The 19,754-nt window shown below is 69.8% G+C and carries 19 protein-coding genes; 16 read left to right on the plus strand and 3 right to left on the minus strand.

The genetic code is table 11. The annotated features are described in order from the left end of the window. Positions 1 to 36: 36 nt before the first annotated feature. Together AOZ49_RS10245 and AOZ49_RS10250 are read right to left on the minus strand one after the other, a co-directional pair. On the minus strand, positions 37 to 1,578 hold the full coding sequence (locus AOZ49_RS10245) for a hypothetical protein (protein ID WP_054430559.1): 1,542 nt from the start codon (positions 1,576 to 1,578) through the stop codon (positions 37 to 39). Positions 1,579 to 1,825: 247 nt separating this feature from the next. Then, positions 1,826 to 2,392, minus strand: a complete 567-nt coding sequence (locus tag AOZ49_RS10250; protein ID WP_054430558.1) for a hypothetical protein — start codon at positions 2,390 to 2,392, stop codon at positions 1,826 to 1,828. A 304-nt stretch (positions 2,393 to 2,696) separates the two neighbouring features. Between AOZ49_RS10250 and AOZ49_RS10255 the strand changes: the two genes are divergently transcribed. Then, on the plus strand, positions 2,697 to 3,530 hold the full coding sequence (locus AOZ49_RS10255; protein WP_054430557.1) for a DUF4189 domain-containing protein: 834 nt from the start codon (positions 2,697 to 2,699) through the stop codon (positions 3,528 to 3,530). Positions 3,531 to 3,614: 84 nt separating this feature from the next. Here AOZ49_RS10255 and AOZ49_RS10260 read toward each other — a convergent pair whose 3' ends face one another. Beyond that, a complete protein-coding gene (locus tag AOZ49_RS10260) occupies positions 3,615 to 4,541 on the minus strand; it encodes a LysR family transcriptional regulator (protein WP_054475086.1) in 927 nt (308 codons plus the stop codon). A 93-nt stretch (positions 4,542 to 4,634) separates the two neighbouring features. Here AOZ49_RS10260 and pcp point away from each other — a divergent pair, with 93 nt between their 5' ends. From pcp to AOZ49_RS10335, 15 genes are all read left to right on the plus strand, one after another. Then, entirely contained in the window at positions 4,635 to 5,282 is a 648-nt protein-coding gene (gene pcp, locus AOZ49_RS10265) for a pyroglutamyl-peptidase I (protein WP_054430555.1), read from the plus strand. Between the two features lie 13 nt (positions 5,283 to 5,295). Then, positions 5,296 to 6,183 carry an alpha/beta fold hydrolase gene (locus AOZ49_RS10270; protein ID WP_054475088.1) on the plus strand — a complete coding sequence of 296 codons (888 nt, stop codon included), beginning with the start codon at positions 5,296 to 5,298 and terminating at the stop codon, positions 6,181 to 6,183. 124 nt (positions 6,184 to 6,307) lie between these two features. Further along, the gene (locus AOZ49_RS10275) at positions 6,308 to 7,333 is read left to right on the plus strand and encodes a Bug family tripartite tricarboxylate transporter substrate binding protein (RefSeq protein WP_082380386.1); all 1,026 of its coding nucleotides are present in this window, start codon (positions 6,308 to 6,310) and stop codon (positions 7,331 to 7,333) included. 105 nt (positions 7,334 to 7,438) lie between these two features. Beyond that, positions 7,439 to 8,278 (plus strand): transporter substrate-binding domain-containing protein, encoded by an 840-nt coding sequence (locus tag AOZ49_RS10280; protein ID WP_054430553.1) that lies wholly within the window; start codon positions 7,439 to 7,441, stop codon positions 8,276 to 8,278. Between the two features lie 31 nt (positions 8,279 to 8,309). Then, entirely contained in the window at positions 8,310 to 9,170 is an 861-nt protein-coding gene (locus AOZ49_RS10285) for a transporter substrate-binding domain-containing protein (protein ID WP_054475091.1), read from the plus strand. After that, positions 9,167 to 10,588 (plus strand): FAD-binding oxidoreductase, encoded by a 1,422-nt coding sequence (locus AOZ49_RS10290; RefSeq protein ID WP_054430551.1) that lies wholly within the window; start codon positions 9,167 to 9,169, stop codon positions 10,586 to 10,588. Before AOZ49_RS10285 ends, AOZ49_RS10290 begins: the two co-directional genes overlap by 4 nt. Continuing rightward, complete coding sequence (locus AOZ49_RS10295) at positions 10,585 to 11,829, plus strand: aminotransferase class I/II-fold pyridoxal phosphate-dependent enzyme (protein ID WP_054475093.1); 1,245 nt, start codon at positions 10,585 to 10,587, stop codon at positions 11,827 to 11,829. The genes AOZ49_RS10290 and AOZ49_RS10295 overlap by 4 nt, the downstream gene beginning before the upstream one ends. Continuing rightward, positions 11,826 to 12,563: an amino acid ABC transporter permease gene (locus AOZ49_RS10300; RefSeq protein WP_054430549.1), complete on the plus strand. Its 738-nt coding sequence runs from the start codon at positions 11,826 to 11,828 to the stop codon at positions 12,561 to 12,563. Before AOZ49_RS10295 ends, AOZ49_RS10300 begins: the two co-directional genes overlap by 4 nt. After that, positions 12,553 to 13,371 carry an amino acid ABC transporter permease gene (locus AOZ49_RS10305; protein WP_054475095.1) on the plus strand — a complete coding sequence of 273 codons (819 nt, stop codon included), beginning with the start codon at positions 12,553 to 12,555 and terminating at the stop codon, positions 13,369 to 13,371. The genes AOZ49_RS10300 and AOZ49_RS10305 overlap by 11 nt, the downstream gene beginning before the upstream one ends. Further along, the gene (locus AOZ49_RS10310; protein WP_054416963.1) at positions 13,358 to 14,209 is read left to right on the plus strand and encodes an amino acid ABC transporter ATP-binding protein; all 852 of its coding nucleotides are present in this window, start codon (positions 13,358 to 13,360) and stop codon (positions 14,207 to 14,209) included. The genes AOZ49_RS10305 and AOZ49_RS10310 overlap by 14 nt, the downstream gene beginning before the upstream one ends. 26 nt (positions 14,210 to 14,235) lie before the next feature. Beyond that, positions 14,236 to 14,862 (plus strand): cysteine dioxygenase family protein, encoded by a 627-nt coding sequence (locus AOZ49_RS10315; protein ID WP_054430546.1) that lies wholly within the window; start codon positions 14,236 to 14,238, stop codon positions 14,860 to 14,862. Continuing rightward, positions 14,859 to 16,064, plus strand: a complete 1,206-nt coding sequence (gene metC / locus AOZ49_RS10320; protein ID WP_054475097.1) for a cystathionine beta-lyase — start codon at positions 14,859 to 14,861, stop codon at positions 16,062 to 16,064. The genes AOZ49_RS10315 and metC overlap by 4 nt, the downstream gene beginning before the upstream one ends. A gap of 122 nt (positions 16,065 to 16,186) precedes the next feature. Further along, positions 16,187 to 16,534: a VOC family protein gene (locus AOZ49_RS10325; RefSeq protein WP_054430684.1), complete on the plus strand. Its 348-nt coding sequence runs from the start codon at positions 16,187 to 16,189 to the stop codon at positions 16,532 to 16,534. A 40-nt stretch (positions 16,535 to 16,574) separates the two neighbouring features. Then, the gene (locus AOZ49_RS10330; protein WP_054475099.1) at positions 16,575 to 17,504 is read left to right on the plus strand and encodes a CysB family HTH-type transcriptional regulator; all 930 of its coding nucleotides are present in this window, start codon (positions 16,575 to 16,577) and stop codon (positions 17,502 to 17,504) included. Positions 17,505 to 17,652: 148 nt separating this feature from the next. Next, the coding region (locus AOZ49_RS10335) for a rhodanese-like domain-containing protein (protein ID WP_054475167.1) at positions 17,653 to 19,754 on the plus strand (2,102 nt) is incomplete at its 3' end.

The following is a 19,754-nucleotide window of genomic DNA, read 5'->3' on the forward strand; positions in this document are numbered from 1 at the left end:
TCGCCGGGCCTGCCCCGTTTTGCGTGCCTCGTCGTATCAGCCGCGCAGGCGGGCCACGGCTTGCGCCAGGTCTTCCTGCTTGCGGATCAGGGCGGCCTCGACCTGATCGCGCGGGGTGCGGGTGTCTTCGCGGTGGCTGGTCAGATCGGCCGCGCGCAGCAGGCCCATCAGGTCCTGGGTGCGGGTCTGGGTCGTGGGCGTGATGCTGCTCTGGTCGACCAGCTTGCCCTTGATGAACTTGGTCACCAGGGTGGACATCGTGCTGGACTCGGTGAACGAGGCCTTGGCCAGTTCGCCGTCTTCGTAGGCGATGTCGGTGCGGTTGCTGTAGTCGTCGCGGATCTGGTAGAACGCGTAGTTCTGCGACTCGGGATCCGTGGTCAGGTTCAGCTTCTGATCGGGCGTGAGCGCGCGGTGGAAGCTGGCGTTCAGCGACGACTGCTGCTGTTGCGTGATCGCCAGGTCGAGTTGCGGGCGGCCGCTGGAGCTGGTGTTCTGCGAGGTCTCGTACGAGAAGGTGTCGAGCTCACGCGCCTGCAGCGGATTGGACGCGACCGGCGCCTGATTGATCGAGGCGGAGAAGTCGGCCAGGCCGGACAGCATGGTGCGATGCACTTCGGCCGGCATGCCCAGGCGCGTCGTGGTCTTGGCTTCCGGCGCCCAGTCGCCGTAGCTCTTGTGCAGGTCCGCGAAACCGGACTTGAACAGGGCCATCAGCGTGGCATCGCCTTCGCCGCGCGTCTGGGCGCTGTCGAACTTGGTCAGGTAATTGTTGATGGCGGTCGTCTGCTGCTGGCTGCTGCCGAACTGGCTGGGCTTGCTGGCGTCGACGTTGATCTGGGCCGAGCCGGCCACGGTCTTGACCGTCAGCGAGCGTTGGCCCGCATCGGCCTGGAAATTGAAGCTGACGCGATCGGGGCCCTCGGCGCCGACCGTGGCTTCCAGAGACACCGACGACAGCACGCTGGTGTTGAACTTGGCCAGCGCGCCCAGCGCCAGCTTGGGCGGCACCGAGGTCAGGCCGTCGACGGCGTCCTGGAACGACTTGGACAGGCCGGCGATGGCGGTGCGTTCTTCTTCGGTGAGCTTGGCGTCGCCCACGTCGATCTGCACGCCCAGGCCCTTTTCATTGCTTTCGAGCGTTACCGTGACCTTGGCGCCGCTGGCGGTGGTGATGCGCAACGCGACCGAATTGTCGGCCACGGCCGGACCCTTGGGCGCGGCGACGCCGTCCACCGGCGCGGCGGCGCGGGCCGACGGGATCGACAGCGAGTAATTGCCGCCATCGTTCTGCATGCGGCCAAGCAGGGCCGCGGCCAGGCCCTTGAACTGGCCGGTCAGCGACGAGGCGCGGACGTTGTCGGACATCAGCGAGGACAGGGCGTCGGGTTCCTGCACCTGGCCAGCGGCGACGGATTCGGGCGAATAGGTCAGCACGTTGGCCGGCTGGCCCAGCGTCACCGAAGTGGACGCGGGGATGTCGGGACTGCGGTTGACGGTGGTGACGCGGGACACCCCGGTCGCCGGCGCCTGCGGGGCGATGACGAGCGGCGGGGTGTAGCTGGAGATCGTGGTCATGTCAGTGGTATTCCTGGCGGGCAACAGCTGCCCATGAGGCTTGCCGGGGAGTATCACCATGACTAACGGCAGGCGCGGCGGAAAATTAATCGGCCGACGTTATTTATTTTTGCGTTTTTGAGGTTATTTATATTCAGTTAAATGACAGCTTTGGAAGTGATTTCCAAAATAATGTCGACAAAATAAATACCGAGCGCCGCGATTATCGGCCCGTGCGGGCGGCGCATCTCTCGCGCCGCCTCGCGCCTTATTTCACGACATAATTCTTCGCTTCATTTTCACCGGCCCATTTACGCAGCGCGGCGATGAATTCCGGGCAGACGTTGCCGTCGACGGTGGAATCGACGATGACGCTGTCCTTCATGCGCATCAGCACCTTGCATTCATAAATGCGGGTGCGGCCCTGGTAGTAACCGCTGCTGCTTTGCTGAAACACCGGCGTTGCCGCGGTCGTGTTGGTGGCCGGGATCATGCCGACCACCTGCTGGCTGGTGCCGGTCGTGACCCATTCCTGGTAGGGCGCGGACTGGTAGTCGGACCACTCCAGCTCCATGGTGTTGCCGATCGCGCGCTTCTTGGAAGGCTCGCCCAGCGCCGCGATGGCGTCGTTGATCGAGCGGCCCTGCATGTTGCGGGCGACGTTGACGCTGGGGGAGAACGACAGGCCTTCCGAGAAGACCCGGCTCAGCGACGGCAGCGACGAACTGCCGCCGCTGGGCATCGGCGCGCAGCCGGCCAGGCTGGCGGCGGCGATCAGGCTGGCGGCCAGGCGCAGCGGCGGGCGGCGGGCGGAAAGGGGCAGGGGGAACGTCATGGCGTGCGGTCGGTGCTCCGTGGCGGCCGGACGCGGCGGCGGTGATCGCGGCCGGGCGCCAGGCGTTTTGTGTCTCTTCGTGACAGGCCGGGTCGGCAGGGCTTGTGACGGGAGAGTGATTGCAGACTGACAGCCTGCTTACGAAATGTCCGCCATTTTTACCGGAAAACGGGGCCAGCTTCCTTGCGCCAATGGTGAAATTTGTTACTCAATATGCCCGCGCCGCCTTGGCAGAGGGGACGGAGCGGGTAAACCGCTTGCTAAGATCGTGGCCGCTGAATCCACCCGATCCGGAACCCGAACGATGATATTTGCCCGATTTTCTCCGATTATCCGCGCGGCGCTCGGCGCGCTGGCGTTGATGGCGGGCCTGTTCGCGCCACAGGCGCATGCCGACAAGCTGTACGGCGGCATCGCGACGGATGGCAAACACGCCAAGATCTATTGGGCGCTGCCCGAGGATTCGGAAAAGGCGGCCGAATCGGCGGCGCTGGCGGCCTGCCGCAAGGGCGGCGGCAAGGACTGCAAATCGCTGAGCTGGTTTTCGGACAGCTGCATGACCTACGCCCGCAATACCTCGAACGACCTGTTCCCCGGCAACAGCGTGTCGCCGGAAATGGCGGCCAAGAAGGCGGTCCGCCGCTGCACCGCCGGCAGCCCCGACGGCAAATGCTGGCTGACCACGATGCCGCTGTGCGTGGGGCCGGGTTACAGCGCGCAGGACGTGGAGGCGGCCAGGAAGGCCACGCCGGCCGAGCTGGAGGCCCTGTCCGCCAAGCTCAACGATCGCGAGTACTGGGGCGCCGTCGCCGAGATGAACACGGGCGACCTGACCTATTCGGATGGCTACCCCAACGAGAAGGACGCCATCAACAAGCTGCTGGAATGGGAGGACTGCATCGGCTGCACCAAGGTCCTGACCTACCGCGACAGCTGCGTCGGCCTGGCCTGGGCCAAGGGCGTGAAGGGGCGCGGCACCAGCTACACCGCGCTCGATCCCGACCCGAAGGCGGCGCGCGATGCGGCGCGCAACACCTGCAGCGCCAAGAGCGGCCTGCCCAATTGCGTGGCGATGGTGCGCTGCTCGGGCCGTCCCTACATCAGCGGCTATGCCGGCGAGGACGAAAAGGCCAATTGAGATCGCCATGAGGCGGCCGCGCGCCGCCCGGCACGGCAAGCCGGCGCCCGTACAGGGGGGCCGGCTTTTTTCATGGGCGCCCGGTCAATCGGCCAGCCGCGCGGCGGCGTCGCGGACCACCTGCTGCAGCCATGCCAGCGCCGCGTCGCCGGGCGCGCGCCGGCTGCACACCATGTCGATATCGAAGGGGCCGGGGTCGACCTCCGGCGGCAGCGGCCGCAGCGTCAGGCCGGGGCCGGCCAGCCGCAACGCGGCGCGCCGCGCCAGCGTGGCGACCAGGTCGGTGCCCTGCACGGCGTGCGGCAGCGCGACGATGTGGGCGAAGGTGCAGGCCACCCGGCGCCGTTGGCCCAGCCGCGCCAGGCTGGCGTCCACCACGCCGCGGGCCGAGCCGTCGTCGCTGGGCGTGAACAGGGCGTGCGGCAGCGCCACGTAGCGCGCCAGGTCGAGCTTGCGGCCGCGCAGCGCCGGATGATGCCTGTCGGCGATGCAGACGAAATGCTCCTGGTACAGGCGTTCGCGCAGCATGCGCTTGGGCGGCGCCAGGTGGCCGCCGATGGCCAGGTCGACGCTGCCGTTGTCCAGCTGCTCGTAAAGGGCGGCGCGGTCGAGCCGCGCGATGCGCAGGTCGATGCCGGGGGCGTCGCGCCGCAGCGCCGCGACGATGTGCGGCACGATCACCACGTCGGCGTAGTCGCTGGCCGCCACGGTGAAGCGGCGGCCGGCGGCGGCCTGGGGATCGAAGCTGGCGCCTTGCGTCAGCGCCTGGCGGATCTGGTCCAGCGCCGCGCTCACGGCCGGCATCAGCGCGGCGGCCTTGGGCGTGGGCTGCATGCCGTCGGCGGTGCGCAGGAACAGCTCGTCCTGGAACAGCAGGCGCAGGCGGCCCAGCGCGCTGCTGACCGAGGGCTGGGCGCGGTTGATGCGCTGGCCGGCCAGGGTCACGTTGCGGGTGTCGTAGAGCGCCTCGAAGGCGACCAGCAGGTTCAGGTCGACGGCGGAAAGATTCATGCCATCAATAATACGAATAGCGATTATGGATTTCAACAATTCCATGGCGCGGTCCTACCATGGCTGGCAGCAATTGAATCGAAGGACTGCGCAATGACGACCGTACTGATTACCGGCATCGAACCGTTCGATGGCGAAACCCTCAACCCTTCTTGGGAAGCCGCGCGGCGGCTGGATGGCGCGCAAGTGGCCGGCGCCACCCTGGTGGCGCGCCAGCTGCCGTGCGTGATCGGCAAGGTGGTGGGCGTGCTGCGCCAGGCCATCGAGGACACGCAACCGGATCTGGTGATCTGCCTGGGCCAGGCCGGCGGTCGCGGCGACGTGTCGATCGAGCGCGTCGCAATCAACGTGGTGGACGCGCGCATCCCCGACAACGAAGGCCGCCAGCCGATCGACGAACCGGTGGTGGCGGGCGGCCCGGCGGCCTATTTCTCGACCCTGCCGATCAAGGCCATCGTGCGCGACCTGCGGCGCGCGGGCGTGCCGGCGTCGGTGTCGTCGACGGCGGGCACCTACAACTGCAACACCATCTTCTACGGCCTGTCGCACTACATCGCCACCGAGCGCCCGGCGTTGCGCGGCGGCTTCGTGCACGTGCCGTACCTGCCGGAGATGGCGGCCCATCACCCCGGCCAGCCCAGCCTGGCGCTGGAGACGCTGATCGAGGGCGTGAAGGTGATGGTGGCGACCTCGCTGGCGGTCACGGCGGACGTCAAGGAAGGCGGCGGCGCGCTGCATTGAACGGAGACGGACGATGGATACTTTCAAGGACGCCGACGCCTTCGCGCTGGACGGCGTGCCGTTCCTCCACCGGCAGGCGCGGGTGGACGGCCTGGGCTATCACGTGGTGGAAGGCGGCGCCGGGCCGGCGCTGATCCTGCTGGCGGGGTTTCCGCAGAGCTGGTACGCGTGGCGCCGGGTCATGCCGCTGCTGGCGCCGCATTTCCGCCTCTATGCGGTAGACCTGCCCGGGCAGGGCGACTCGGACAAGCCGCTGGACGGCTACGACACCCGCACGGCGGGCGAGCGCCTGCGGGCGCTGTTCCACACGCTGGGGCTGACGCGCTACGCGCTGGCCGGGCACGACATCGGCGCCTGGATCGCCTATCCCTACGCGGCGCGCCACGCCGACGAGGTCGAGCGGCTGGCGCTGCTGGACGCCAATATCCCTGGCGTGACGCTGCCCGCCAGCTTCGAGCTGGGACCGGACAACTGGAAGCGCTGGCATTTCCTCTTCAATACCGTGCCGGACCTGCCCGAAGCGCTGCTGCGGGGCCGCGAGCGGGTGCTGATCGAGTGGTTCTTCAGCCGCAAGACCGCCAACAAGCCGGGCGTGTTCAGCCGCGCCGACCTGGATGAGTACGAGCGGGTCTACCAGACGCTGGGCGGCTTGCGCGGCATGCTCGGCTATTACCGCGCGGCGCACCAGTCGGCCGAGCAGAACCGGGCGCTGCGCGAGACGCCGTTGACGCTGCCGGTGCTGGCGCTGGGCGGCGAGCACGGCAGCGCGCCCGACCTGCACCAGGCGCTGGGGCCGCTGGCGCGCGACTTGCGCGGCGGGGTGCTGGCCGATTGCGGCCACTATCTGCCGGAAGAGCAGCCGCGCGAACTGGCGCGGCGCATGCTGGCGTTCCTGGCGTAACCGCCGCAGCGTACGGCTGCCCCAGCATAGGGCTGCCCCAGCATTTCCACATTGCGTATCGGTATTTGTCCGGCGCACGGCGCGCTCCTATCCTGGCTTGCTTGGAATTTCCGCAGGGAGCAGGATGATGGGCAATCGACGCAGGTCCCTCTTGAAGGCCGCGCTCGGCCTGGCCGGTGGCGTGGTGGTGGGCGCGGGCCTGTTGAGCAACATGACCGGCGCCGCGCCGGCCGCCACGGACGACGCCACGCGCTATCCGAGCCGGCCGGTCAAGCTGATCGTGCCGATCGCGGCCGGCGGCAGCGCCGACAAGCTGGCGCGCACCGTGGCGCAGAAACTGAGCGAGAAGTGGGGGCAGAGCGTGGTGGTGGAGAACCAGCCGGGCGCCAGCAGCGCCATCGGCAATGCCGCGGTGGCGCATGCGCGCGGCGACGGCTACACGCTGCTGCTGGGCGGCGATGCCTTGTCGCTGAACGCGCTGCAACCCGGCAAGCCGCTGTACGACCCGTTGCGCGACCTGCGCGGCGTGACCAAGGCGGTGGTGAATCCGCAGCTGCTGGTGGTGCGCCCGGGCCTGGGCGTGAAGACCTTCCAGGAATTCGTGGCGCTGGTGCGCAGCCGGCCCGGCGAGATCTCGCTGGCGCTGCCCGGCGGCAACGGCAGCCTGCAGCACCTGGCGGTGGAACTGCTCAACGAGCGCATCGGCGCCAAGACCAACCAGATTCCCTATCCAGGCGGCGGCCCGGCCACGCTCGACGTCCTGGGCGGCCACGTGGATGCCATGCTGATCACGCTGGCCGCGGCCACCGAGAACGTGCGCTCGGGCAAGCTGGTGGCGCTGGCGGTGACCACGCCGTACCGCTCGAAGGCGCTGCCTGAGGTGCCGACCATGCAGGAGGCGGGCCTGGCCGATTACGCGGTCGAGAGCTGGCAAGGCTTCGTGGTGCCGGCCTCGACCCCGCCGGCGTTGGTCGAGCGCATCCATCGCGATGTGGTGGCGGTGCTGCGCGAACCGGAGACCGCCACGCTGCTGGAGAACCTGGGCTTCGCCATCGCCGCCAGCACGCCGGAAGCCGTGGACCAGACCGTGCGCGACGACATCGCCACCTATCGGCGCGTGATCGCCACCGCCGACGTCAAGCTCCAGTAGGCGCGCCGCAACAGCGGTTTCATATTCATATCTGAAAGTCTTCTTTGTGTTGTGCGGCGCCGGACCGCAGCATAGAACTCCGTTCAATGCCTACGACACAACAACATGAAGACTCGCAATATCTCCGGCCGTATCCTGCAGGCGGCCGTCGCGCTGGCCCTGGCGGCCGGCGCCGCCGGCGCCCATGCCGATGCCACGCTGGACAAGATCAAGGAACGCGGCACCGTCACCATCGGCGTGCTGGCCAACGGCGGCGTGTTCGGCTCGATCGACCCGGCCACGCAGCAACTGGTCGGCTGGAATCCCGACCTGGCGCGTGAACTGGCCAAGGGCCTGGGCGTGAAGGCCGAGCTGGTGCAGGTGCAGACCGCCACCCGCACGCAGTTCCTGATCTCGGGCAAGGTCGACCTGCTGATCGCGTCAATGGAGCTGAACCCCGAACGCGCCGAGATCCTCGGCTACGCGCCGACACCGTTCTTCCGCGTGGGCGGCGCGGCCGCCACCCGCAAGGACAGCGGCATCGCCAAGTGGGAAGACCTGCGCGGCAAGCCGGTCTGCGTGTCGCAGGGCAGCAGCTTCGCGCGGCCCCTGCAGGCCGACTACGGCGCGGTGGTCAAGGGCTACAAGAGTTCTTCGGACTCGCTGCTGGCGCTGCGCGGCGGCCAGTGCGTGGCCGCGGTGCACGATTCGACCCTGATCCATCCGCTGCTGCGCACCAATCCCGAATGGGCCGACTATCACGCGCCCATCGCCACGGAAGTGCTGCCGGCCAATTCGGTGGTCTGGACCCGCAAGGGCGAGGCCGACACCATCGCCGCCGTCGACAAGGTGATCCAGGGCTGGCACCGCAGCGGCTGGCTGATCGCCACCGAGAAGCGCCTGGACATCCAGCCGCCGCAGCCGCTGCTGCAGGAACTGCACGACAAGTACAAGCAGGGCAGCTGAGCCTCGCGCCCGCCCGTGTTGGAAAAGACCGATGAATAGACAAGCAATCAAGTGGGGCGCCGCGCTGGCGCTGGCGGCCCTGGCGACGGCGGCGCACGCCGACGCCACCCTGGACCGCGTCAAGCAGCGCGGCAAGCTGGTGGTGGGCGTGGACGGCGCCAGCCCGCCGTTCGGCCTGCTCGATCCGGCCACCGGCAAGGTGGGCGGCTTCCAGACCGAGCTGGGCGGCGATATCGCCCGGCGCCTGGGCGTGACGCTGGAGACGGTGCCGGTGACGGCCGCGACCCGCGTGCAGTTCCTGCAGGCCGGCAAGGTCGATCTGCTGATCGCCAACATCCAGTGGACCCAGGAACGCAGCGAGATCCTGAGCTACGCGCCGACGCCCTACAACCTGGTCGGCGGCGCGGCCATGGTGTCCAAGCGCAGCGGCATCAAGCGCTGGGAGGACCTGAAGGGCAGGGTGGCCTGCGTGTCGCAAGGCAGCAATTTCGCCAAGCCGCTGCAGGACACCTACGGCGCGGTGGTCAAGGGCCTGCGCAATATCCCGGAATCGCTGCTGGCGCTCAAGGGCGGCAGCTGCGACGCCTCGGTGCACATCCAGCCGGCGCTGTACGAGACGCTGCACGGGCCCAATGGCAAGGAATGGGAAGGCTTCGAGCTGGCCACCCCGGACCAGTTGATCCCGTCGCCCACGGTGATCTGGACCCGTCGCAACGAGGCCGATACGCGCGCCTTCGTCGATGGTGTGATCCGCGACTGGCACAAGTCCGGCCTGTTGGTGAAAGAGGCCGACAGGTTCGGCGTGCCGGCCGATTACCTGCGGCAGGCCAACGCCGACGCGCAGGCCGGCAAGTTCGATAGCGCGCCGTCCGAGGCCCAGGCCAAGCCATGACGACGGCCGCCGAGGACACGCTGCTGGCCGCGCTGCGCGCGCGGCTGGGCGCGGACTGGGTCGCGACCGGCGCGGACGCGGCGCCGTTCCTGACCGACCAGCGCCGCGTGCTGCACGGACAGGCGTTGGCGGTGGCGCGTCCGGCCGACGCCGAGGGCGTGGCGGCGGTATTGCGCCTGTGCCGCGCCGCGCGGGTGCCGGTGGTGCCGCAAGGCGGCAATACCGGGCTGATGGGCGGCGCCACGCCGGACGCCAGCGGCCAGGCCGTGGTGCTGTCGCTGGGCCGCCTGAACCGGGTGCTGGGCATCGATACCGACAACGACACCATCACGGTGCAGGCCGGCTGTGTGCTGGCGCAGGTGCAGGAGGCCGCCAGCCAGGCCGGCCGCCTGTTCCCGCTGAGCCTGGGGTCCGAAGGCAGCTGCACCATTGGCGGCAATCTCGCCACCAACGCCGGCGGCACGCAGGTGCTGCGCTACGGCAATGCGCGCGAGCTGACGCTGGGGCTGGAGGTGGTGACGGCCGAAGGCGAAGTCTGGAACGGCCTGCGCGGCCTGCGCAAGGACAACACCGGCTATTCGCTGCGGGACCTGTACATCGGCAGCGAGGGCACGCTCGGCGTGATCACCGCGGCCACGCTCAAGCTGTATCCCAAGCCGGCCGAGCAGGGCAGCGCCCTGGCCGGGCTGCCGTCGATCGAGGCGGCGCTGGGGTTCCTGTCGCTGGCGCGGCGGCGCCTGGGCGCGCAGCTGACGGCGTTCGAACTGATCGGCCGGCCGGTGCTGGAACTGGTGGCGCGCCACGTGCCGGACCAGCCGCAGCCGCTGCCGGCGCTGGCGCAACCCTGGTACGCCTTGCTGGAGGTCTCCGCCAACGAGGCCGGCGCGGCGGACGCCTTGCAGCGCCTGGCCGAGGCGGCGCTGGGCGAGGGCTTGCTGGAGGACGCGGCCATCGCCCACAGCCTGCAGCAGGCCGCCGCGTTCTGGCGGCTGCGCGACGAGGCCATCGGCCTGGCGCAGGCGCGCGACGGCGGCAACGTCAAGCACGACATCTCGGTGCCGGTCTCGCGGATTCCGGCCTTCCTGCAGGGCGCCGCGCAAGCGCTGCGCGCGCTCGACCCGGGCCTGCGGCCGATGGCGTTCGGCCATCTGGGCGACGGCAACCTGCATTACAACGTGTCGCACGACCCCGCCGGCCCGGTGGCGCGCCTGTTCGCCAACGAGGCCCGCATCCATGACCTGGTGCACGCCCAGGCCCATGCGCAGGGCGGCTCGATCAGCGCCGAGCACGGCATCGGCCAGGTTAAGCGCGACGCCTTGCCCCATTTCAAGAGCCCGCTGGAACTGGCGCTGATGCGCCGCGTCAAGCAGGCGCTCGATCCCCTGAACCTGATGAATCCCGGAAAGGTCCTGTCATGACTGAATCCCTGTTTCCCGGCGTGTTCTCGCGCCGCGCCCGCGGCGTCGAACTGTCGCCCATCGCCGCGGCCGGCGCGCGCGCCGCGCGGCTGGCGGCCGAGGGCCGCTCGATCGTGGTGCTGACCTCGGGCGAGCCCGACTTCGACACGCCCCAGGCCATCAAGGACGCCGCCGCGCTGGCGCTGGCGCAAGGCCAGACCAAGTACACGCCGACCGCCGGCACCGCCGCGCTGCGGCGCGCCGTGGCCGATGGCTATCGCCAGCGCCACGGCCTGCCCACCGAGGCGGCCCACGTCATCATCTCCAACGGCGGCAAGCAGGTGATCTACCTGGCCCTGGCCGCCACGCTGGACGAGGGCGACGAGGTGATCGTGCCGACGCCGTACTGGCCCACCTTCCTCGACTCGGTGCGGGTCAACGGCGGCACGCCGGTGCTGGCGCCGACGGCCGAGGCCGATGGCTTCAAGCTCACGCCGCAGGGCTTGCGCCAGGCGCTGACGCCGCGCACCAAGTGGCTGATCCTGAATTCCCCCGGCAATCCGTCGGGCGCGGTCTACAGCGAGGCCGAGCTGGCGGCGCTGGCGGCGGTGCTGCGCGAGCACCCGTCGGTGCTGGTGCTGTGGGACGAGATGTACGAGCAGATCTGGTTCGACGAGCCGCCCGCGCACCTGCTGCGCGTCGCGCCGGACCTGGCCGGACGCACGCTGGCGGTCAACGGCGTGTCCAAGGCCTATGCCATGACCGGCTGGCGCATCGGCTGGGGCGTGGGCCCGGCGGCGCTGATCGGCGTGCTGGAGGCGGTGCAGTCGCAGGTGTCGTCGGGCCCCAGTTCGCTGGGCCAGGCCGCCGCGCTGGTGGCGCTGCAGGGCGTGGCCGACGACTTCGTCGAGAACGCGCGGCTGGCCTATGCGCGCCGGGCGCGGCTGATCGTCGACGGCCTGGGCGCGGTGCCGGGCCTGCGCGTGGCGGCGCCGCGCGGCTCGTTCTTCGCCTGGATCGGGGTGGCCGGCCTGATCGGCCAGGTCCGACCCGACGGCGGCGTCATCGCCGACGATGGCGACGTGGTCGACTGGCTGCTCGAAGCCGAAGGGGTGGCGGTGGTGCGCGGCGCGGCCTACGGCCTGTCGCCGTACCTGCGGCTGTCGTTCGCCGCGTCGGACGCCAAGCTGGCCGAAGCCGTGACGCGCATCGGCCGCGCCGTGGCGGCGCTGCGGCCGGCGGCGCTGGAGGCGGCCGCATGATCGAACAGGCATTGCAGGCCTGGGTCCATTTCTTCAAGCCCCTGGGCCTGAATTACGGCTTCGTGCTGGATCCGGGCGAGCTGTCCGCCTTCGGCCACGGCCTGCTGGTGACGCTGCAACTGTGCGCCTGGACCATCCCCGTCAGCCTGCTGTTCGGCGTGCTGATCGCGGCCGGGCTCACCAGCGGTCGCGGCTGGCTGGCGCGGCCGCTGCAGGCCTTCGTCGAACTGACCCGCAACACGCCGACGCTGGTGCAGCTGTATTGCGCCTTCCTGGTGCTGAACATGCTGATCACGCAGAAGCTGGGCGGCGGCAGCCCGATCACGCCGTTCATGTGGGTGGTGATCGTGGTGGCGCTGCACAAGGGCGTGTTCCACGCCGAGGCGCTGCGCGCCGGTATCGAGGCGGTGCCGGCGGTGACGCTGGAGGCCGCGCGCTCGCTGGCCTTCTCGCGCCGCCAGATCCTGACGCAGGTGCAACTGCCGCTGGCGCTGCGCTTCGCGCTGCCGGCGCTGGTCAACAACCTGGTGGATCTGGTGAAGATGACCGCGATCGCCTCGGCCATCGCGGTGGGGGATGTGACCTACGAGTCCATCATGATCTGGTCGCACCGCGACAACGTGCTGGAACTGTTGCTGCTGATCCTGCTGTATTTCGGCCTGCTGACCTGGCTGGTGAGCGTGGGCGGACGCTGGCTGGAAGCGCGCTTGAGGATGCCCGGCTATGGCCAATGAACTGGTATTGAATGGCGCTGCCGCGCATCGCGCGGGCGGCGGCTGGCGGGCGCTGCTGCGCGATCCGTGGGTGCTGCTGCTGCTGGCGCTGGTCTCGCTGGGCGTCGCGTGGGCCCTGACCGACAGCGCGCCGGCCGCGGTGCGGCACCTGTGGCACTGGTCGCCGGCGTTGCTGCGCGGCCTGGGCATGAACGTGCAGATCAGCGTGCTGGCCATGGCGCTGGGCACGGCCGTCGGGCTGGTGGTGGGCGCGCTGTCGCTGTCGCCGTCGCCCCTGTTGCGGCGCTTGACGCGGATCTACGTGCTGGCGTTCCGCAACGCGCCGATCCTGGTGCTGGTGTACTTCACGACCTACGTGTTTCCGTTCGAACTGAACCTGGGCGGCTGGAACCTGCCGTTTCCCGACTGGATCAAGGTGGTGATCGGGCTGGGCCTGCCGGCCAGCGCCAACGTCGCCGAGATCTTCCGCGGGGCGATCCAGTCGATCCCCGAGGCGCAATGGGAAGCGGCGCAGTCGCTGGCGTTCCGGCGCTCGCAGATCTTCCGCATGATCGTGCTGCCGCAGTGCGTGCGGCGCATGCTGCCGTCGTGGATGAACCTGTACGCCAGCATCACCATGAGCACCTCGCTGGCCTCGCTGGTCGGCGTGCACGACCTGGTCGACACCGCCACGGTGGCCAGCAACACGGTGGCGCGCAGCGACTTCACCATCCTGGTCTATTTCACGCTATTGGCGCTGTTCTTCGCCTATTGCTATCCCATCGCGCGCTGGACGCGCCATCTGGAACGACGTTATGCGCATTACTGACAGCGGCGGCCACGCCGCGACCGACACCCCGCTGGTGAGCCTGCGGGACGTGCACCTGGCATTCGGCCAGACCGAGGTGCTCAAGGGTATCGACGTCGAGGTCCGGCCCGGCAACGCGGTGTCCATCATCGGCCCGTCGGGTTCGGGCAAGTCGACCATCCTGCGCTGCATCACCGGCCTGCTGCGGCCGCAGCGCGGCGAGATCGAGGTCGGCGGCGTGCGGGTCGACGCGCTCAAGACCGAGTCCGAGCTGATCGCCCTGCGCAAGCGGGTGGGCTTCGTATTCCAGCAATACAACCTGTTCCCGCACCTGAGCGTGCTGGAGAACCTGGTGATTTCGCCCATCAAGGTCAACGGCCAGCCGCGGGCCCAGGCCCAGGCGCTGGCACGCGAGCTGCTGGCCAAGGTGCGCATGGACCACAAGGAAAACGCCTACCCGGGCGAGCTGTCGGGCGGCCAGCAGCAACGCGTGGCCATTGCCCGCGCGCTGGCCCTGCGGCCCGAACTGATCCTGTTCGACGAAGTGACCTCGGCGCTGGATCCGGAAATGGTGGGCGAAGTGCTGACCGTGATCCGCGACCTGGTGCAGGACGGCCTGACCTGCGTGCTGGTGACGCACGAAATGCGCTTCGCCCAGGAGGTGAGCGACACGGTGTACTTCACCGAGGCCGGCCGCATCGTCGAGCACGGCCCGCCGGCCCGCATCTTTGGCCGGCCCGACAGCGAACGCACCCGCGCCTTCCTGCAACGCGCCTCGGCCGAGCCGCCGGTGCGGCGCGCCCAGGCCGATCCGATCGACGCCTACCTGACCTTTGACCCGCTGCGCCTCGCAGTGTGACGCGCTTTGCGCAACCCGGAGCCGACATGACCACCGAATCTTCCGTTTCCCTCGAACGCCGCCAGCAGGTGCAGGACGCCCTGGCCGACATCCGCGGCCTGCTGGCCGCCGCGCCGCTGTCGCGCGACTTGCTGGCGCGGATCACCACGCGCCTGGAACAACTGGCGCAACAGCGCGCGCTGTTTCCCGCGGCCGAATTCGCGCCGCCGGCGCCGGGGCAGGGCGTGGGCGCCTCGACCCGCTACCGCCTCAATCCCGACGACGCCGCCGGCGAACCGGCGCTCTACCTGAACTCGATCAACCCGGGCAAGACCACCTTGCCGCACAACCACACCACCTGGGCGGTGATCGTGGCCCTGTCGGGCCAGGAACTGAATCGCGTCTACCGCCGCAGCGACGACGGCTCGCAGGCCGGCCGCGCCACGCTGGAACAGGTGCGCGAAGTGGTGGTGCAGCCGGGGCAGTCGGTGTCGTTCCTGCCGGACGACATCCACAGCATCCATGTCACCGGCGATGAGCCGACCCTGCATTTCCACCTGTACGGCCAGCCGCTGGAGACGCTGTCGGGCCGCATCGGCATCGACCTGGCCACCGGCGAGATCGTCAACTACAACGCCACCCAGATGAAGCCGGGCCAGGAGCAGCGCGCATGAGCCTCGATCACGCCCACGTGCAGACCCGGCTGGTGCGTGCCGGGAGTCCCGACCTGAAGCAGGGCGCCGGCCCGGTCAATGTGCCGGTGGTGCGCACCAGCACCGTGCGCTTTGCCGACACCGCCACGCACGCGGCGCTGAACGCGCAGCGCGCCGCTGGCGAACGCGTCGCCACCTACGGCCGCCATGGCCTGGACACGCACCAGGCGCTGGAAGCTGCGGTGGCCTCGCTGGAAGGGGGCCATCGCAGCGTCCTGGCGCCGTCCGGCCTGTCGGCCATCGTGCTGGTGCTGCTGGCCACGCTGGCGCCGGGCGAGCACGCGCTGGTGTCGGACAGCGTCTATTCGCCGGTGCGGCGCGTCGACAAGGCGCTGCTGCAGCGTTACGGCATCGAGGTTGAATACTTCTCGCCCGGCCGCGACGATCTGGCCGAACGCTTCCGCCCCAACACGCGGCTGCTGTACCTGGAGTCTCCCAGTTCGCTGCTGTTCGAGGTGCTGGACCTGCCGGCGCTGGCGGCCCAGGCGCGCAGCCGCGGCGTGGTGGTGGCCACCGACAACACCTGGAGCGGCGGCCTCTACTATCAGCCGCTGGCGCTGGGCGCCAACATCTCGATCCAGGCCGCCACCAAGTACCTGGCCGGCCATTCGGACGTGATGATGGGCGTGGTCACGGTCGACAGCCCCGAGCTGGCGCGGCAGGTCGGCGCCACCTACGACGCGCTCGGCCTGGCGGTGGGCGCGGACGATGCCTACCTGACGCTGCGCGGCCTGCGCACGCTGGACGTGCGGCTGGCGCGCCACCACCAGAACGCGCTGAGCGTGGCGGAATACCTGTCGCGCCACGCGGACGTCGAGCGGGTCTATTACCCAGCCTTGCCGCAGCATCCCGGCCATGCGCTGTGGCGGCGCGATTTCAGCGGCGCCAGCGGCCTGGTGTCGTTCGCGCTGCGGGCGGACCAGCCGGGCGCCGCGGCGCGCTTCATCGACGCGTTGCGCTATTTCTCCATCGGCGCGTCCTGGGGCGGCTACGAGAGCCTGGCGCTGGAAGCGGCGCCGGAACGGCTGGCCGAACACAGCGTGTGGCAGGGCGGCCATGAAGTGGTGCGCCTGCACATCGGCCTGGAGCATCCGCTGGACCTGGTGGAAGACCTCGATCGGGCCTTCGGCGTGGTCCGCGACGGCCTGCGCCGCAGCGCCTGACGCATATGCAAATGACTGCGTTTCCTTAGGGATTCTGATTATGTAGAAGCAATTACAACCTCTTTGTCCGGTTGTACCCCCGGGGTCTAGAATTTGCCTTGTTCCAAGGTTGGCGGCAGGGCATGTCTTCTATTTCTTCGATCGGATCGGTACAGCTTTCCTTCGCGGCGCGGCAGCTGGACGCCGTGCGCGAGTTCTACCGCGGCACCCTCGGGCTGGATGAAATGCCAGTCCCGGACGGGCGCCTGCTGTTCGCGCTGGGCGACGCGACCCTGTCGCTGTCGCCGGTGGCCGAGGTCAGCCGCGAGGTCAGGGCCGACTACCTGGCCATCCGCACCGGCGCCTACGACGACATCCTGCTGCGCCTGCGCGATGCGGGCTTTCACCCGGTCTGTTCGCTGCCCGACGCCTTGCCGCGCGTCATGTACGTCAAAGACCCCAGCGGCAACCAGCTGGCATTTCTCGGCTAGGCCTCGTGCTCGGCTCCCTCACACAGGCCTCGGCGATTCCATGAACTTCCAGCAACTGCGTTCCGTGCGCGAAACCGTGCGCCGCGATTTCAACCTGACCGACGTGTCGGAAAGCCTGCACACCTCGCAACCCGGCGTCAGCCGCCAGATCCGCGAGCTGGAGGAAGAGGTCGGCGTCGACATCTTCGTGCGCTCCGGCAAGCGCCTGATCGGCCTGACGCCGCCGGGCGAGCAGATCCTGCCGCTGGTCGAGCAGATCCTGCAGTGCGCCGACAACATCCGTCATGCCGGCGCCGAATACGCCGAAAGCCGCAAGGGCGTGCTGTCGATCGCCGCGACCCATTCGCAGGCGCGCTATGCCTTGCCGCCGGTCATCAAGGAGTTCCGCCAGCGCTATCCCGAGGTGGTGCTGCACCTGCACCAGGGCTCGCCGCGGCAGGTCTCGGAAATGCTGCTCGAAGGCGAGGCCGACATCGGCGTCGCCACCGAGGCGGTGGCCGACTATCCCGGCCTGCTGAACCTGCCGTGCTACCGCTGGAGCCACAGCATCATCGTGCCCAAGGGGCATCCGCTGGGCGCGGTGGAAGGCGGCATCAGCCTGTCGCAGCTGTCGCGCTATCCCATCATCACCTATGGCCGCGGCTACACCGGCCGGGCCCACATCGACGAAGCCTTCGCGCGCGCCGGCATCACGCCCGACATCGTCATGACCGCGATGGACGCGGACGTCATCAAGACCTACGTCGAGCTTGAACTGGGCGTGGGCATCGTGGCCGCCGTGGCCTGGGACGCCGAGCGCGACACGCGCCTGTGCGCCATCGACGCGCGCCATCTGTTCGAGATCAACCTGACGCGGCTGGCCATCCGCCGCGGCGCCTGGCTGCGCGGCTACGCCTTCCATTTCATCGAGATGTTCGTGCCGACGCTGACGCGCGCGGTGGTGGACCAGGCGCTCAAGGGCGAGGCCTGACCGCGGCGCGCGCGGTCCGCCTGATCGGCCAGAGGCCGGTCACGGGCCGCGCAGTCGCCGCATATCCATAGACGCATTTCTACGTTGTCCGCGCCGGGCCGCGGACGTAGGCTGATCCGGTTCTTCAACCCCAGGAATTCCGGATCCCATGAGCACCCATTCCGACGCGGCCGCCGCCGCTTTCCGCCACGACACCGAACGCGCCCGGGCCGTGCGCGACTTCATCGCGCAGGTCAAGGCCCTGGTGCCGGACCCCGCGCGCGCCACGCCCGATCAACTGGCGCCGGTCGCCCGCCTGCTCGAAGCGCTGGGCCGCCGCGCCGAGCTGTTTCCGCCGCAGGCTTTTGAAGTGGTGCCGGGCCGGCCCACCGCGATCTACCGCCTGGCCGAGGACGCCGACGGCGCCTACGCGCTGTACCTGTCGCTGGGCGAGGCGGGCAAGGCCCAGCCGCCGCACGACCACACCACCTGGGCCATCATCGCCGGCGTGTCGGGCAACGAGCGCAACGAAGTCTATGCGCGCAGCGCCGGCGCCGAGCCGGGCCGCGACGTGCTGACCCACGTGCGGCGCGTCGACGTGGCCGCGGGCGACTCGATCGTGCTGGGGCCGAGCGACGTGCACACCATCGAGCTGGTGGACGGCAAGCCCGGCGCGCACCTGCATTTCTACGGCCTGGCGCTCGACCGTCTGCATGGCCGGGTGGTGTTCGAGAGCACCGCCGGCGGTTCCTACCGCACCTTTTCGCCGCCGGCCGCGATCTACCATGCGCGCCTGTCGCCCGCCGGGTTGCAGGAAGCGCTGCGCGGCGAGGCCGAGATCGCCGTGCTCGACGTGCGCGAAGCCGGCCGCTACGCCCGCCGCCACCTGCTGTACGCGGTGCCCGCGCCGCTGTGGCGCCTGGAGGTGCTGGCCGACCGCCTGGTGCCGCGCCGCGACACGCGCATCGTGCTGGTGGATGACGACGAGACCCTGGCGCACCAGGCCGCGGCCAAGCTGACCCGCCTGGGCTGGACCGACATCTCGGTGCTGGCCGGCGGCACCGACGGCTGGGAGCGGGAAGGGCGCGAGCTGTTCTCCGGCACCAACGTGCCCAGCAAGGCCTTCGGCGAAGTCATCGAGCACGAGAAGCACACGCCCTGGATCGACGTCGACGACCTGCACGAGCGCGTCGCGCGCGGCGACGACATCGTGGTGGTCGACAGCCGCACGCCGGAGGAATTCCACAACTTCACGCTGCCGTTCTCGCACAGCCTACCGGGCGCCGAACTGGTGTACCGCATCCGCGAACTGGCGCCGGATCCCAAGACCTTCGTGGTGGTGAACTGTGCCGGCCGCACGCGCAGCATCGTCGGCGCGCAGACGCTGATCGACGCCGGCATCCCGAACCGCGTGGCGTCGCTGCGCAACGGCACCATGGAATGGCTGCTGTCCGGCCGCGAGCTGGCCTATGGCCGCCAGGCGGCCTTGCCGGAACCGTCCGCCGACAGCGCCGCCGCGGCGCGCGTGCAGGCGCGCGGCGTGGCCGAACGCGCCGGCATCGGCCATATCGACGCCGCGACCTTGCGAGCGTTCGAGGCCGAGCAGGGCACGCGCACGCTGTACAAGTTCGACGTGCGCACCCGCGAGGAATACGAGACCGGCCACCTGCCGGGCTGGCGCTGGGCGCCGGGCGGCCAACTGGTGCAGGCGACCGACGAGTACCTGGCGACGCGCCGCGCGCGGGTGGTGCTGGTCGACTGGGACGGCGTGCGCGCGCAGACCACCGGCGCCTGGCTGGCGCAGCTGGGCGCGGTCGAGGTCTATCTGTACCAACCGCCGGCGCTGGCGCCGCTGGAACGCGGCGCCGAGCCGCGCCGCGTGCTGCGCCACCGGCCCGACGCGCCCGCGCTGCGGGCCCAGGCCTTGCGGGCGGCGCTGGATGCCGGCGCCGCCGAACTGTTCGATATCGAGTCGCGGCTGGCCTACGAGCGCGGCCACGTACCGGGCGCGCGCTACGCCGCGCCGGATCGCCTGCAGGAGTTTCTGCCGACCGACACGCAACGCCCCATCGTGCTGACCTCGCCCGACGGCGTGCTGGCCGCGGTGGCGGCGGCCGAACTGGCCTGGCGCAGCGGCCGTCCGGTGAGTTACCTGCTGGGCGGCACGCGCGCCTGGCAGGCGCAGGGCCTGCCGCTGGCGCAAGGCGCCGAGGGCGTGCTGACGGGCGACGACGACCAGAGCATCAGCCCGTATCTGTTCGACGACCTGTC

This window comes from Achromobacter sp. 2789STDY5608615 (genome assembly GCF_001298995.1).
Classification (GTDB): Bacteria; Pseudomonadota; Gammaproteobacteria; order Burkholderiales; family Burkholderiaceae_B; genus Achromobacter; species Achromobacter insuavis.

Coding starts and splice junctions, on each gene's coding strand:
- AOZ49_RS10245 (WP_054430559.1), bottom strand. CDS start 1,578: ATGACCACGATCTCCAGCTACACCCCGCCGCTCGTCATCGCCCCGCAG.
- AOZ49_RS10250 (WP_054430558.1), bottom strand. CDS start 2,392: ATGACGTTCCCCCTGCCCCTTTCCGCCCGCCGCCCGCCGCTGCGCCTG.
- AOZ49_RS10255 (WP_054430557.1), top strand. CDS start 2,697: ATGATATTTGCCCGATTTTCTCCGATTATCCGCGCGGCGCTCGGCGCG.
- AOZ49_RS10260 (WP_054475086.1), bottom strand. CDS start 4,541: ATGAATCTTTCCGCCGTCGACCTGAACCTGCTGGTCGCCTTCGAGGCG.
- pcp (WP_054430555.1), top strand. CDS start 4,635: ATGACGACCGTACTGATTACCGGCATCGAACCGTTCGATGGCGAAACC.
- AOZ49_RS10270 (WP_054475088.1), top strand. CDS start 5,296: ATGGATACTTTCAAGGACGCCGACGCCTTCGCGCTGGACGGCGTGCCG.
- AOZ49_RS10275 (WP_082380386.1), top strand. CDS start 6,308: ATGATGGGCAATCGACGCAGGTCCCTCTTGAAGGCCGCGCTCGGCCTG.
- AOZ49_RS10280 (WP_054430553.1), top strand. CDS start 7,439: ATGAAGACTCGCAATATCTCCGGCCGTATCCTGCAGGCGGCCGTCGCG.
- AOZ49_RS10285 (WP_054475091.1), top strand. CDS start 8,310: ATGAATAGACAAGCAATCAAGTGGGGCGCCGCGCTGGCGCTGGCGGCC.
- AOZ49_RS10290 (WP_054430551.1), top strand. CDS start 9,167: ATGACGACGGCCGCCGAGGACACGCTGCTGGCCGCGCTGCGCGCGCGG.
- AOZ49_RS10295 (WP_054475093.1), top strand. CDS start 10,585: ATGACTGAATCCCTGTTTCCCGGCGTGTTCTCGCGCCGCGCCCGCGGC.
- AOZ49_RS10300 (WP_054430549.1), top strand. CDS start 11,826: ATGATCGAACAGGCATTGCAGGCCTGGGTCCATTTCTTCAAGCCCCTG.
- AOZ49_RS10305 (WP_054475095.1), top strand. CDS start 12,553: ATGGCCAATGAACTGGTATTGAATGGCGCTGCCGCGCATCGCGCGGGC.
- AOZ49_RS10310 (WP_054416963.1), top strand. CDS start 13,358: ATGCGCATTACTGACAGCGGCGGCCACGCCGCGACCGACACCCCGCTG.
- AOZ49_RS10315 (WP_054430546.1), top strand. CDS start 14,236: ATGACCACCGAATCTTCCGTTTCCCTCGAACGCCGCCAGCAGGTGCAG.
- metC (WP_054475097.1), top strand. CDS start 14,859: ATGAGCCTCGATCACGCCCACGTGCAGACCCGGCTGGTGCGTGCCGGG.
- AOZ49_RS10325 (WP_054430684.1), top strand. CDS start 16,187: ATGTCTTCTATTTCTTCGATCGGATCGGTACAGCTTTCCTTCGCGGCG.
- AOZ49_RS10330 (WP_054475099.1), top strand. CDS start 16,575: ATGAACTTCCAGCAACTGCGTTCCGTGCGCGAAACCGTGCGCCGCGAT.